The 14,198-nt window shown below is 35.4% G+C and carries 11 protein-coding genes; 7 read left to right on the forward strand and 4 right to left on the reverse strand.

Going from position 1 to position 14,198, the window contains the following annotated elements; translation table 11 throughout:
- The first annotated feature begins 104 nt into the window (after positions 1 to 104).
- The 3 genes from ACN5L8_RS01825 (at position 105) to ACN5L8_RS01835 (ending at position 5,911) form a co-directional block, all read left to right on the forward strand.
- The gene (locus ACN5L8_RS01825) at positions 105 to 1,049 is read left to right on the forward strand and encodes a class I SAM-dependent methyltransferase (protein WP_419172145.1); all 945 of its coding nucleotides are present in this window, start codon (positions 105 to 107) and stop codon (positions 1,047 to 1,049) included.
- A 24-nt stretch (positions 1,050 to 1,073) separates the two neighbouring features.
- Positions 1,074 to 1,835 carry an N-acetylmuramoyl-L-alanine amidase family protein gene (locus tag ACN5L8_RS01830; protein ID WP_419172146.1) on the forward strand — a complete coding sequence of 254 codons (762 nt, stop codon included), beginning with the start codon at positions 1,074 to 1,076 and terminating at the stop codon, positions 1,833 to 1,835.
- A 71-nt stretch (positions 1,836 to 1,906) separates the two neighbouring features.
- Positions 1,907 to 5,911 (forward strand): hypothetical protein, encoded by a 4,005-nt coding sequence (locus ACN5L8_RS01835; protein ID WP_419172147.1) that lies wholly within the window; start codon positions 1,907 to 1,909, stop codon positions 5,909 to 5,911.
- A 57-nt stretch (positions 5,912 to 5,968) separates the two neighbouring features.
- On the opposite strand, the gene ACN5L8_RS01840 is transcribed toward ACN5L8_RS01835, so the two are convergent.
- A complete protein-coding gene (locus ACN5L8_RS01840; RefSeq protein ID WP_115362844.1) occupies positions 5,969 to 6,715 on the reverse strand; it encodes a hypothetical protein in 747 nt (248 codons plus the stop codon).
- 178 nt (positions 6,716 to 6,893) lie between these two features.
- On the opposite strand from ACN5L8_RS01840, the gene lexA reads away from it, so the two are divergent.
- The 4 genes from lexA (at position 6,894) to ACN5L8_RS01860 (ending at position 11,437) form a co-directional block, all read left to right on the forward strand.
- Entirely contained in the window at positions 6,894 to 7,532 is a 639-nt protein-coding gene (lexA, locus tag ACN5L8_RS01845; RefSeq protein ID WP_419168448.1) for a transcriptional repressor LexA, read from the forward strand.
- Positions 7,525 to 9,660: an AMP-binding protein gene (locus tag ACN5L8_RS01850; protein ID WP_419172148.1), complete on the forward strand. Its 2,136-nt coding sequence runs from the start codon at positions 7,525 to 7,527 to the stop codon at positions 9,658 to 9,660. Before lexA ends, ACN5L8_RS01850 begins: the two co-directional genes overlap by 8 nt.
- Positions 9,661 to 9,779: 119 nt before the next feature.
- Positions 9,780 to 10,529 (forward strand): trypsin-like serine peptidase, encoded by a 750-nt coding sequence (locus ACN5L8_RS01855; protein ID WP_115362851.1) that lies wholly within the window; start codon positions 9,780 to 9,782, stop codon positions 10,527 to 10,529.
- 143 nt (positions 10,530 to 10,672) lie between these two features.
- Positions 10,673 to 11,437, forward strand: a complete 765-nt coding sequence (locus ACN5L8_RS01860; RefSeq protein WP_419168446.1) for a trypsin-like serine peptidase — start codon at positions 10,673 to 10,675, stop codon at positions 11,435 to 11,437.
- A 35-nt stretch (positions 11,438 to 11,472) separates the two neighbouring features.
- On the opposite strand, the gene ACN5L8_RS01865 is transcribed toward ACN5L8_RS01860, so the two are convergent.
- The 3 genes from ACN5L8_RS01865 to ACN5L8_RS01875 form a co-directional block, all read right to left on the reverse strand.
- Positions 11,473 to 12,246, reverse strand: a complete 774-nt coding sequence (locus tag ACN5L8_RS01865) for a hypothetical protein (protein WP_115362855.1) — start codon at positions 12,244 to 12,246, stop codon at positions 11,473 to 11,475.
- Between the two features lie 82 nt (positions 12,247 to 12,328).
- On the reverse strand, positions 12,329 to 13,519 hold the full coding sequence (locus ACN5L8_RS01870) for a hypothetical protein (RefSeq protein ID WP_412473410.1): 1,191 nt from the start codon (positions 13,517 to 13,519) through the stop codon (positions 12,329 to 12,331).
- 56 nt (positions 13,520 to 13,575) lie between these two features.
- Positions 13,576 to 14,196, reverse strand: a complete 621-nt coding sequence (locus ACN5L8_RS01875) for a hypothetical protein (protein WP_419172149.1) — start codon at positions 14,194 to 14,196, stop codon at positions 13,576 to 13,578.
- Positions 14,197 to 14,198: the final 2 nt, after the last annotated feature.

The following is a 14,198-nucleotide window of genomic DNA, read 5'->3' on the forward strand; positions in this document are numbered from 1 at the left end:
TTCAACTTAACGGGTGAATTAACTGATAACTTGAGTCCAGTAATTGCTTTTTTTTCAAATTAGAGCATAATTTACGTAAATCTGATTAGTTACCAAGGACAGAAATGAGTGCAATACATGGTCGAATAAAAAAACTCTATCGACATAAGAAAAAGTGGGCCAGAAAAAATAAAATTGATTCCTATCGACTCTACGATCGAGATATTCCTGACTTCCCATTTATTGTCGATTGTCATGGCCCATATTGCGTGATTTATCGAAGAGAGATTGATCGAATTGATGAGAAGAAAAATCATCTCCCACTACTCATCGACGCCTTAATCAATGAATGTGAGTACAGTGAAAAGAATATCGTTATCAAAGAAAGAAAAGTTCAAGACGAAACCTTTCAATACACAAAAGAGAGCACACACCAAGATCTTGTCTTTAACTCAAAAGAAGGTGAAATACAGTTTAAGTTAATTCTTAATCGCTATATTGATACTGGTCTCTTTTTAGATCATAGGCCCCTTAGACAGAAACTAGCAAATGAACAGCTAGAAGATAAAAACGTCTTAAATCTATTTTGCTATACAGGAAGCCTCTCTGTTGCCTCGGCCCACGCTGGTGCAATCGTTACCAGTGTTGACATGTCTAACACCTATCTTAATTGGGCAGAAGATAATTTCAAATTAAATAATATCGATCCAAACAAACACAAATTTATAAGAGAAGATGTCTTAAAGTATTTAGCACATAACGCTCAAAAGATTTTAAAAGAAGAAGAAAAATACGATCTCATCATTCTCGATCCTCCATCAATGTCTAAGTCAAAGAAAATGGAGAAGCTCTTTGATATTCAAAGTGATCATATTGAGCTTATAAATAATTGTGCAAAGCTTTTAAAGAAAGATGGGACCCTCTATTTTTCAAATAATTTACGCAGCTTTAAGCTTGATGAGAGTGTTCAAGAATCATTTGACGTCAAAGACCTCACCAAATGGAGTATTCCACAAGACTTTCACGATGCAAAAATACACAAGCTGTATAAAATAAATTTGCACTGCTAGATTTTGTCCATATAATGGTAATACATGAGTTTAAAACTTCTCTTTCAATTGATTACAACATTAATTATTTGCACCAATATAACGGCAGCGACGGTCTTAATAGATCCAGGACATGGGGGTGAAGACTGTGGTGCCAAAGCAAAAGTGTGGAAGAAGAAAAAGCTAAAGGTAGTTTGTGAAAAAGATATCGCACTAAAAATTGCAAAAAAACTCAAAAAGTTTATCAATGAAACAAAAAGGCATCGAGCCTATTTAACAAGAACTCTCGATACTACAATCACCCTACAAAAAAGGGCCGATATGGCCGACATTATCAAGGCCGATATTTTCATTTCAATTCACTTAAATGCAGCAACAGATAAGAGCTCAAATGGTTTTGAAACTTATTATTTAAATAATCATAAGGATGCGGCAATAACTAAGATTGAAAATGTCGAAAACCGAGATCTTCACGGCAAAGAAGTTGTTATCAATAATATTCTTACAGACCTTGTTGTTGAAAGAGTTGCTCCAGAGTCAAAGAAGCTTGGAGATAATGTTCACGGAGAACTAAGTAAACTCTTAACAAAGAATTATAAAATGAAAGACCGAGGTTTAAAACCAGGTCTCTTCTATGTCTTGGCCCTTTCAAAAAGGCCTTCAATTCTCTTGGAAGCAGGCTTTTTAACAAATAACTCTGAAGCTAGTTTGGTATTGGATAACTGGTTTCACCACCTTTATGCAAAATACGCTGCAAAAGGTATTATCAGCTACTTAGACTCCATATCAGGCCCTAATCTCTTTTAATTTATTTTTCTCAAAAAAACTTTCGTTAAATACTCAAGTATTACCCATACATAGCCGAAAAGTTTAGCGAAATGTATCGATATATCATTATTGTTTTAACATTCATTCTACAATTGAACTTCGCCTACGGTGCGCAGACTTCAACATGTGTGGTTCAAAAAGAATCAACAGTGAGCAATAGTGTTCGAGATATCTGTAGTGCAACCTTAATTGATCAACACAATATTCTATTTGATCCTTCTTGCCAGGGCGGCGTAAACCCTAGAAGTAGAAGAAATCAAAGATATATCGTAAGCTGTGCCAATGGATTAACGTCATTTAAACTTCCAAGAATAAACACTTTTCGTCCTAAAAGAAGTTCCACATTATTCACATTTGAAGATGAGCTTCCCTTCATCCCGACAAAGCATTCTAATCAAGTCGATAATTCAACATTAGCAAATTGTTTTATTGAAACCCACAAAAGACAAGTTCCTTTAAGAAGTAACAGGCTAAAAGAAGATACAAGAAATTTAAATTTTCAAAAAGATTTAAGTAATGCTCCCGTCTATTGTAAGAATACGAATGATGACGAAGTTGTGCTCATGGGTACATTAGATGAGAATGGTCATTTCAAGGATATTGATAGTTTAAATAATGAGTTCTCAATTGAATCTGACTTTAAGGTAAATTTAGATACAAGTAATTACGAACAAGATTCAATATCAGAAATATGTCATGGTGCTTATCAGTGTGTAAGTGAATTAATTGAAGATGTAAATCAGCTTAATAAAGATTTAGATGAAATATTAAAGCGCTTTTCAAACAAACAAATAGAAGAAGAGCGAGAACAACTTGCACGAGATTTTCAAGAACTTGAAGCAAAATGTCACCGAACAAATGTTAAGACGAGAATCAATTACAATACAGATAATGACGCCGGAATGGGTGATAAAGCAATGGGTGCTTTAGAAAAAGGTGTTATTGGTGTCTTTAGGGCCATTGAAAGCGTTAACCCATTTGATGATGAAGACTTCTTACTAAGTCAATTTAAAAACACTGAAGCAATTGCACAGAACTTAAGTGAAGCAGAGATCAAAGCAACATTTGATAAAGTAAATCAGCTTGATCTATCTAACTTTGAAAAAATTAGAGAATTGGCCCTCGCCTACTCTGAAACAGTAGTTCATAAGGTTCTTGATGAAATGGGAACTTTTGAAACGGCACAAGAAAAAAACGATTTTCTAAAATCGTATATGGATGATTTCAAAGTATGCCTTTCAAAAACAATAAACTCTTCCCAAGTTAAAGAATGTGCAAATACTTTCACTAATAATATTTCAACGGCCATTGGTGAAGTTGAATTAGATCGCCAAATTGGACTAAATTTTTCACCTGAAGATGACCTCTCTTCTTTGAAACTTAAAGCAAAGAATAAATATCTAGGTTGCCTTGATAAAAACTTAGGTAAATTTGAAAAAATTATTGATGCCACTGCAACTGTTAAAGGATGTGTTTACCAGGGAATGATAGCAAGTTATCAAGAAACAAGAAGAACTCGCTTAAACGATACCCTAAAGTCATACACTGGAAGAGATGATAATAGAGAGATTGTAACTTCCATTCTTTCAAAGACAAATACATGTCGATTTGCACCTGTGATAAACAAAGCAGATCACAATGACAGAGACTACCTTGCTTTAGCTCAAATGAGCACTGATAGCTTTACTAATGAAATAAAAGACTGCATCGATGGATTACAAAGAGTAGCAGCTGGTGATGTTGTTGAAATTGCCGTTAGAACAAATCAACAAATCGTAGAAAACTTAAGTGCAGATGAAGCGCAACTATTGTCTCAAGAACTCAAAGACATTCATCTAAGAGCATGTATGGAGGCACGTAAGACGAGTGATGGAAATGAATGTGCAAAATTCGTTACGGCCATGGCAACACTAACAGCTGCGGAATCAATTTTAAGAAATGAGTTTGAATCACAATTTGAAGACTTAAACCTACCACAACAAAGAAGAGATGAGTTAACAGATGAAATAATCGAACAATATCAAGCTTGTGCACAACGTACAAAAGAAGAATACTACAAAGACTTAACGAAAGAGCCAAATGAAAAGTTAGTAAACAACTGCTTAACAGGTGCCATTAAAAAGCTATCTAGTAGTATCTTAGAAGACAGTATAAATAAGGCAACAGCAGAAAAAGATATCGATGTGTCTCTCGTATCCCGAGCAGTTGACCGTCAAAAACTAGAAAGACTAAAAACAGAGATAAAAAAATGCTTTGATGAGGGCCTAGGAAAGTATGAAACAATGAGTACTTACCAGGAAAACCTCAATAAAGAGATTGAAAATTGTACCTTTAGAACGCAAAAAACAGTTATTGAATCGATCGCACAAGAGATGGCCTCTGATAAGATTGGAGACTTTGGCTTAAGCGAGAATAAGACTAACGAAGTTAGACAATTAATCTCTAATCATATCAATGCAAGTACTCCACTAGATATGGATGAAAGAATTGATACTTTAACTCCTCTACTGATAAGAAATGTCGCATCTGAGGCCATAGAGGGAACAGTAAGTGACTTTAAGTCAACAATGACAAAAGAAGAATATGAGTCAAAGCGTGGTCAAATTCAAGACCAATTAAATACATGCCTTGATAAGGTTATGTCTGAAAATGAAAAAGATACTTCTTTTAATGCTACTGATGCATCAAATAAATGTATCTCTGTTACAGCTAAGGATGCCTTTATTACATTAGCACCAACTATAATAGAAGAGTCGATCGCACCTCTATTTAATTCAGAGCCACAAAAAGTTCTAGACCTAACAAATCGTGCAAAGAGAAATGTCATGCCTTGTCTTGCAAGAATTAAAGATGATGAAAACGCACAAGCTAATGCTGAAAAATGTGTTATTGATGAATTACCACAAATTGCAACAACAATAGCATCTCAACTATTAGGAGATCTTAATAGTTTTGCAAATAAAGATGGAAGACAACCATCATTACTCGCTTCTAATAGCTACCAAGAATTTGAAAAGTGTCTTATACGTCTTGAGTCTCCTTCACTTAGCGAGGCTACTGAGAATATGAATGATTGTATAAAAGATCTTGAAAGAGGCGCTAAAACTGAATTACAAAAGCGATTTGTCCATGTTTATGGCCAAAACAACCCAAGAGAAATTAATGAAGTTATCGATCTTATCCTACAAATTCCAGGAGAAGATAAAGCACAAGAATATAAAAGTAATGAAGAGACATCAGGAACTCCTAATAGTGAATTGATTTCAACACTTGAGCTTCTTGGGGAAACGATGAAATATTCTTGCGACAATAATACAGCTGTCTGTCAGCAGCATATTTATAACGCAAAGATTTCACTCACAAGGCATTTTCAAAATAACCCAAATGCTACAACACAAGAAAATACGCAAGCTTTTATGAATAGCCCTATCATGGACAACGTCATCGCTTCTCAAATAGGAATGACTCTTAATGAAACCTTTAAAACAGAGTTAAACGAATACAATGATAGCTCTAACCTTCTTAATAGAAAGATTGACGAGATTACAAATAATCGCATGTTAACTGATATTTTAGCAACGCCTGAAGGTAGGCAATTAAAATCGTATATATTTGATAAAATTGAAAAGGGTGAATTAGATAATCTGGCAGAAGACACAAGACTTAGAGAGTTATTGGCCGAGGCCCTAACAAAAGATACTGGAGAAGGATCATTTGGAGATGGACTTGCTGAAGGCCTAGTTCAAATACAATTAAATAAGATGAGAAGAAGATCAAGTGGCTTTGGAGGACTATTTAGAGAGTTCAAAGTGAAGTTTGGTGACATTCTTAATATTATTGATCGTAAAGACTTCAAATGGGATATCCTAACAAAGACACGCTCTGGACAAAGAGCACGTGAGTATATGATTAAAGAAATACTCGCCCCTTCAATTAAAGGTGAAGACTTAAGCGCACTTGAGAGCAGTGACAGAAAATATCCAAATCAACAAGAAGAGCGACTTGGAAAGCTTACTGAAATGATCACTCAGGCTCTTAAAGAAGCTAATGATTAAGAAATAAAAAAGGCCTCTTTCATAAGAGGCCTTTTATTATATAGAATTTAATTTAAATTATCTCATTCTCTGAAGCATTCCCTGCCCATTTACGAAGAATAAATCGTTTTCATCAATTGATCGTAGAACAGATGAAGCCTTATAATTAACTTTAATCATAGCGGAAGCAATTGGGCTATCAAGACTTCCTTGGTTAGCAATTGAGATTACTTCACTAGAAGCATTAAAGTTAAATCCCCAAGAAACACTAATATTACTTGCTGTAACAAATAATCCTGTTAAATAAGCACCCTTGCCTTCATATTTACCACCGTATTGAAATGCTACAGTATAAACAAAAGAGATAACCTCTGAGCCAAAGCCATTTTTATAAGTTACTTTAAATGAGCGAACAATTGGCATCTTCCAATTTGACATTGAACTAAACGTTGAGTTTGGATCATCCATATTTGGGATTACGCTAATGGCCTTAGCAAAACTTGAATTACTAACTGGCTTACCAGCTTCAACAATCTTCCAAATCTTTTGTCCCAAGGCAATGAATTTATCAATTGTCATAAATACTTGACCCAATGAAGCGGCACCAGACTTTTCGACTAAACCTTCATAGACAGCTTCATAATCAGGAGCGACTTCTTCAACCTCTCTTGATACAATATGTAAATATTGTTCTTGATCAACGTTATCTAGTTTTAAGAAAGACTCTCTTGTCCCTACCTCAGGAACCTGAGCGAACGAATTGAATCCGATAACAATAGTTACAACGGTAACAAATAAACTTAAAAATGAGTTTGATGATTTCATTTAACCCTCCCAATGATTTGTTAAGACATAACTATCCTTTTCAAAGGAGACTCGTCAATAAAACAAGGGAGATATCTGCCATTGTAAGTTTTTTTCACAAAAACCGTGAACATTTTTCACTAATTTTGTGAATTTTTAACAAGTTGACTTACGCAGTACTTACGCATAACATATGAATATGGCGTTAACTAAAAAACAGAATCAAGTTTATTTATATATTAAAGAGTATTTTGATAAAGAGGGCTATGCCCCAACTCAAAAAGAAATCAAAGAACACTTTGGGCTTAAGTCCTTTGGTTCAGTCAATAAGTACATGCACTATCTTCAAGAAGCAGGAAAAATCGAAATCGATTGGAATGCGAGACGTGGAATAAAGTTACTTGAAGAAATCACTGCCCCACCGGCCATGGTAACAACACCTCAGGCACAATTTAGTGAGGTCCCATTGCTTGGTGATGTCGCCGCCGGTAATCCCATTGAGGCCATTGAAAACCCATCAGAGCACACAATGGTTCCAAATCACATGGTGGCCAAACCAGGCCGATACTTTGCTTTAAATGTACAGGGTGATTCAATGATTAATGACGGTATATTTGAAGGAGATATTCTTGTTTGCCGAGCACAAGAAAATGCAAACCAAGGTCAAACCGTTATTGCTGTTGTAGACAATGAGGCCACTGTAAAGAACTTCTACAAGAAAAAGAATTCTATTGAATTACACCCGGCCAATGATCGACTCTCACCTTTTATTATTACTGGGCAAAATGATTTTCGTATAGCTGGTATCGTCGTAGGCCTTCTAAGAAGTTATGAATAACAAGAACTTCATTTCTCATATAATTAACAATCTTAATATTAGATTGAATTCTCCCCTTCTTTATAAAGATGACAAGCTCCAATTAACATACCAAGAATTATTAGAAGCTATTAGTAAAAGGCCAAACTTTGATCAGCTAGACAAAATAAAACAAAGTGATAAACCTTATACATTCTTAAAATGGACGGAAAATAATAAAGAATTTATTTGTCGCTATTTTCAATTAATAAACTTTGGCATTATTCCCATCCTTGTTGATGAAAGAAGATTACAAAACTCTCCTGGTGACTATGACATAGAAGATGTTTTTGAATCATTTCAAAAAAATCAAATTCATATAATTGAAAAATATGAAGATTGTGCAACAATACTCTACACTTCAGGATCAACAGGTACACCAAAGGGTGTACGTATCTCACTTAAAAATTTAATCTCAAGTGCAAAAGCAACGATTGAGCATTATCAAATCACATCAGAAGATAACTGGGCACTCTCACTTCCCCTATATCACATAGGTGGACTTATGATCTTATGGCGATGCCTGATGGCAGGCGCTAGCACGACTCTATCACGCCCTGATAATGTGCAAGAAACAATCATTAATAGTAAGAAAGTTACAATGGCCTCACTTGTACAATTGCAACTTGAACGAATTGTTAATATTGCGAGCATGGATGATTTTAAAAAGCTTAAGGGAGTCGTTCTTGGGGGATCAAAAGTAGATCCAACGTTAATGAAAAAGGCAATCTCAAAGAACTTAAAGCTTTCAAATTCATATGGAGCAACAGAGAGTTGTGCTCAATTCTTAGCAACACCATTTACCAATGATCTGCAAACGCTTATGAGTGTTGGAAGTCCAATGAATGGCCATGTCTTTATCGAAAATGATCACCTCATTTTAGAAGGTGACAGTATTGCGCTAGGTTACCTTAATGGAGAAAGCTTTAATTCAAGACTAATGACAAATGACAAGGCCACTTATGATGCCAATAATAATATTACAATCATAGGAAGAAGCGATAACACCTTTCAAAAAGCAGCTGAAAATATAAACCCAGAAAATATTGAAGCAAAAATAAACGTAGGCTTAGAAACAAATTGTTATGTCGTCCCTATTGATAATAATCGATATGAAAACCTTATCAGTTTAATTTTTGATAAGAGAGAAACTCTTAAGAAAGTAAATAAAATTATTAATGACTCCCTAATACCTTTTGAAAGGCCACATCTCATTTATCAATGTGACGATATAAGCTCTTACCAGAAAGGAATTAAAATTAGTCGCAAGCAGATTGCGTCAACATTAAATGAGCTACACGATGGCTTCAGTGAGAAGCTCTATCTAAACGCTTGTGGTAGGCCTAGTGGCGATATCCTTATCATCTCTCATGGATTTATGGGTGAGGCCCTAGAGTTTGAAAACTTGATTCAGGATTTTAAAGAGAAGTATTTAATTATCTTTATCGATCTTCCAGGCCATGGGAGCAATTGCAAATTAGAAAACTTAGAAGAGTTTAAAAATGAGATCATTAATTTCATAAAAAATGCCAATAATGAGGATCGTAAAATAAATTTCCTAACTTATTCAATGTCGGCCCGTATATTCCAGGAAATTCTTTTTGATAAACGACTTTCTAAGATCCAAAATATTGATAATTTTATTAATGAGTCTGGGTCACCAGGCTTCTTAACAGATGAGGACTCACGAAAAAAACGCATGGCCCATGATGGCCGAATCTTTGATACATATAATTCAAATCAAGATGCAAGAGAGTTTTACAAAAACTGGTACGAGCAGAGTGTTTTTACAAAAGTAAATGAACATAGTGAATATCAAAACATGATTGAAACGAAGTCAGCACAACTTCCTTCTATGATCACTTATTGGCAAAAAGCTGCCACGACTTTATCTGTAGCAAACCAAGAAAACCTTTTGGACATTACAAGACTGCCTAAAGGAATAAAGTATCACTATATACACGGCAGACTTGATACAAAATATTCTCAATACGCCCAGCAACTCAAGGCCCATGGTGCATTCACCTATGAAATAGCAAATGCTTCACACAACACTCACCTCATGTCCCCACAAGATTACTTAAAAATTCTTCATAAAATACTGAAATAATGCTTATTTTTGTGTCAGAAGGAATTAACTTCTTACAACTTCTTACTATAAGCTCTCGAAATTTGCAGGAGTGTGACTGAGGTCATAGACTTTTTATTCACAAACAAAGGGAGATCGTAGTGAAAAAGTTAATACTTGTGACATTATTGCCACTTACCGTCTTTGCAATGGACAAGTCTATATGTGGAATGGATGAACGTGTACCATCAAGTGACCCTAAGGTTGGGCGTTCACTAGAAAATAAAAGAGATAAAGCAGGTTGTACTGTAACTCTAATTTCAAACTCATGTGTAATTTCAGTCGGACACTGTGCTGCAACTCTAAACTACCTAGAGTTCAATACACCTACTTCAACAAGAAGAGGTATCAGACACCCAGGTCCAAAAGATATCTATCGCGCAGATAGAACAACACTTAAATATAAGAGCAATGGACAAGGTGATGATTGGGCAGTTGTAAAAGCACTACCAAATGAGCACACTGGGCTTCTACCAGGTCAAGCACAAGGTTATTACCCAATCGCTAAAGAAGTTCCACCAATTGGAACAATGCTTTCAATTACAGGATATGGAAGTGACCGCGGTGAATATGAAAGACACTTCGCTCAACAAAATAACTTTGGACCGCTAAAAACTGTTGGTGGATCAATTTGGAATGGTGGACACAGACCTGCCCTTCTAGAGCATAGAGTTGATACAATGGGTGGTAACTCTGGTTCAAGTATTATCAATCTTGAAACTGGTGAAATCATTGGTGTTCACTCTCATGGTGGATGTTACACAAGTGATGATAGCAAGAATGCAGGAACAGTTCTTCAACTTCACCCAGAATTCAAAGCAGCAGTTGAAAGCTGTCTAGCATCTGAATAATATCAAATAAATAAAATTTAAATTTATAGAAAGCCTCCAGTTTGGAGGCTTTTTTTGTCTATAAAAGATTCAAAAATATAGATTCTACCCTAGCGGTGCGTTATTTTGAATCATTCAAATATTAATTAAATGCGGGGAAGACTTTGAAAACATTATTCATCTTACTATTTGTATTACCTATAACGACATTAGCAAATAATAAGTCCATTTGTGGATTTGACGATCGTGTACCATCAAAAAACCCAAAAGTAGCTCGTGCATTAAAGTCGCTAACGTCCAGACATGGCTGTACTGTAACGATGATCTCTAACTCGTGCGCTATCTCTGTTGGCCACTGTAAAAAAGACCTCAAGATTATTGAATTCAACACACCAGAGTCAACTAAAGAAGGTATTCAGCATCCTTCTCCAATGGATATATACTACGTTAATCAAGAAAGCTTAGTTTATAAGAATAATGGGCCAGGAGATGACTGGGCAGTTATGAAAGTTGAAAATAACGAATTCACGAACTATGCCCCTGGAGAAGTACAAGGCCATTATAAAGTAGCAAGTGAGATGCCTGAACCAGGTGCTTTTATAAAGATCACAGGCTATGGATACGATGATGAGTTTGAGAAAAACTTTGCTCAACAAACTAATATTGGAGAATTAAAATCATATGGTGCACTGGAGCGCTATAGAAACCTGCCAGGCCTAATTTCACATAAAGTTGATACGATGGGTGGAAACTCTGGCTCAAGTATTGTTGAAGCAAAGAATAATCAAGTCATTGGAGTTCACTCACACGGCGGATGTAATATGAGTCACTACTCGAATACAATGAATAAGGGTACAAGTATCATTCTAAATGAAGAGTTTAATAAGGCCGTTAAAGAGTGTCTTGATTCAGAAAAAGAAGAAGATTAGAAATAAAAAAGCCTCTCTTTCGAGAGGCCTTTAAATTATGATTTCTTTTTCTTCTTACCTTTCTTTTTCTTCTTACCTTTCTTCTTACGATTTTTTGCAATAAAGACACCTGCTCCAACCATAAGGGCCAAGATAATATATAAAGTCATATCATCGCCACCAGAGCCTTTACCTTGCTTGCGTTGTCCGCCAACTCCAATATCCTGAAGACCTGTTTCACTATCTAGGAAGTCACCTGATGCTCCTGGTACAGCTTCACCTTTATTTCCTGCAAGTTTTAATCCGTCAGCATTACTCTTAATACGTGAGAATACCTGCATTGTTTCAATAATTTTATCAAAAATTGGCTTATAAGTTTGGTAGTGCTCTTTTGCTACAGAGAATGTTACCGCAACACCAAGCTCTCCCTTAACTGTTGCCATATAACGAGTATAGAAGCCTGGTACCTCACTTGATAAGTGAAGAGAATCAACCCATGTGTGACCTTGGCCTTGAATCTTTTTCATTCTTGTATATGAAGGCTCAGAGATCTGACTCTTACCACCTGGTAGTTTAAAAGTTTTTGCTTGTTCTAAGTAAGCCTTGTATTGAATAAGATCATCTTGCTTACCACGATGTTTGGCAGCAAAAATAATAATGGCCTCTTTCTTTCTTCGATCATTTGTCGACTGACAAACATATTCACTTCCTTCAATTGCACATTCCCAACCATTAGGTAGCTCAAATTCCAAGAAATTAGATGTATAAGGTTTGGCAACGATACTTGAAGCGGCCAATAAGTAGAAAGCAATCAGAATATGCTTTATCATCAATAAATCCTTTTTGTGTTTATATTCAATATTTTATCTTAACTTAAAATTATATCAAAGGTTAAATATTTCCTAATATCAACTACTTAATTCTGGCCGCAAAGCCTTTTTGAATTGGCATCTTTCTATAACGAGTAACAATCTTCACAATTGAAGAGGCACTTGCAACTTCATACACCATTCCCTTTGCCACTAAAATATTTCCACCAAAGTAGTCAGTTTTATAAATATCCACAATATTACCTTTTTGAATATCATCTAGGCTTCCGTGATCAATCTTAATAAAGACACCTCGTGGAGAAACTTTAATAACATTTGCTTCAATGGTGTATTCTTTAAAGCTTTCTTCAAATTTTTGTTGAGCGCTAACCCCACCAGTTGTCCATTGAACACCTAGTGAAGCATAGATATCCTTATCTGTAGAAGTCGCAAGTACAGTTGAGCCGACTTTTCCATAGATTAAATATTTATTTTTAATGATGGTTTGAGCGGTAGCATCAAGGGCCAAGAATTGACGATTGATAGAATTCCATCTTGATGTATAGCCACTTGATACAGCTGGTTTTGTCTGTGGTGAATCAGTATACTCATCTCCACCTAAACTATAGACTCCGTTTGCTGAAAGCCAAAATGCCCAATCGACATAGTGCTTAACCCATCTGGCTTCAAATGGGATTTCTGAAGAAATAGGGGCCCCAGGGATTCGATAACCAATTTTAAAATCATATGAGGTCCATTTAGTAGAATCAAATTTTGCAAGGAAATTAAACTCAATATCGTTTCCGCCATCTCCGAGAATAACTTCATCACTAGGAGCTGCATTTGCATAGGTATCAACAGAGTAGGGCCTAAATCGATACAAAGCACTTATTGCAAAGTCCCGTCCTCTCTTCTTACCAAGCCCGTAAATAACACCAGCATAAAATGATTCAAGACCTGCATTAGTAATCGTCTCCACAGAGTCTCCACTACTAACATAGCGGGCCTTTAGCCCGGCCAGTAGTTGAAAGTTATTCATGATTGCATATTGGTAATCAATATTGGCATCAAATAGAAAGTAGCTTACTTCATCATTATAGATTACTTCATTTCCATCAACATCATGCTGAGAAAGAGTCGATGAGAGATCAAACGAAAGATCAACCCAAGAAGCACCTTTAGATAAGAGCTTTGCTTCAGATCGATAGATTCGATCATTGGCATAGGAATTATTTTTAGCAAATAATGATAGTATAACTACTAAAGAAAAAACGAATAACTTAATGATTTCCATACGTTTAATAGAATAACGTACATTTTTATTCTTTTATAGAAGTAGTATTCTTTTACCTAGCTAACCAACTTATACTGTGAGTAACCGAGTTTTTTTATACGAATAGAGGTATACCATTTGTGATTCTTGGCCCAAGACTTAAAGTTGATATCTTGTTTTTTAGCTAATGAGGCCAAAGAATGAAGGCCTACACTATTTGATGGATCCTGTTCACTAAAGTCTTGTGAAATCCTATTCTCAAAAAGTAGCTCAATTGATTCATCAATAGATGTGATAAATACTTTTAAATCCTTCTTATTCGACCAGAGAAAGATATTTTTTACGATATTTTTTATCATTCGTTCAAAAAGGGCGATATCAAGATCAAGAGTGCTATCACTTAAGTCCTTATCGAGCTTAATTGAGAATTCTAAGTTATAAAGTTTAAATTGCTCAGAAATATAAGTTGTAAGTTGTTCAACCGTTAACGATTTGGCTTTGGCCGTAAGCTTATCAAATTGCGAGGCTATTTGATTTTCCAGGGCCTGAATCTCTTGGTAAATCAGGGCCAAGGATTCTTTGCCCATTCCTTCAACATCATTCTCTCTTGCTTCGAGAAATAATTTAAGGCCATGAGTGTGATTGAGAAGATCATGTAAGAAGTGAATGGCTTCATTTTCTGGTATTTTCTTCGACATAT

Origin of the sequence: Halobacteriovorax sp., assembly GCF_048381875.1 — a bacterium.
GTDB classification, from domain to species: domain Bacteria; phylum Bdellovibrionota; class Bacteriovoracia; order Bacteriovoracales; family Bacteriovoracaceae; genus Halobacteriovorax_A; species Halobacteriovorax_A vibrionivorans.

Excerpts from the sequence above, each read along its gene's own strand:
- ACN5L8_RS01825 (WP_419172145.1), top strand. The coding sequence starts at position 105 with ATGAGTGCAATACATGGTCGAATAAAAAAACTCTATCGACATAAGAAA.
- ACN5L8_RS01830 (WP_419172146.1), top strand. The coding sequence starts at position 1,074 with ATGAGTTTAAAACTTCTCTTTCAATTGATTACAACATTAATTATTTGC.
- ACN5L8_RS01835 (WP_419172147.1), top strand. The coding sequence starts at position 1,907 with ATGTATCGATATATCATTATTGTTTTAACATTCATTCTACAATTGAAC.
- ACN5L8_RS01840 (WP_115362844.1), bottom strand. The coding sequence starts at position 6,715 with ATGAAATCATCAAACTCATTTTTAAGTTTATTTGTTACCGTTGTAACT.
- lexA (WP_419168448.1), top strand. The coding sequence starts at position 6,894 with ATGGCGTTAACTAAAAAACAGAATCAAGTTTATTTATATATTAAAGAG.
- ACN5L8_RS01850 (WP_419172148.1), top strand. The coding sequence starts at position 7,525 with ATGAATAACAAGAACTTCATTTCTCATATAATTAACAATCTTAATATT.
- ACN5L8_RS01865 (WP_115362855.1), bottom strand. The coding sequence starts at position 12,246 with ATGATAAAGCATATTCTGATTGCTTTCTACTTATTGGCCGCTTCAAGT.
- ACN5L8_RS01870 (WP_412473410.1), bottom strand. The coding sequence starts at position 13,519 with ATGGAAATCATTAAGTTATTCGTTTTTTCTTTAGTAGTTATACTATCA.
- ACN5L8_RS01875 (WP_419172149.1), bottom strand. The coding sequence starts at position 14,196 with ATGTCGAAGAAAATACCAGAAAATGAAGCCATTCACTTCTTACATGAT.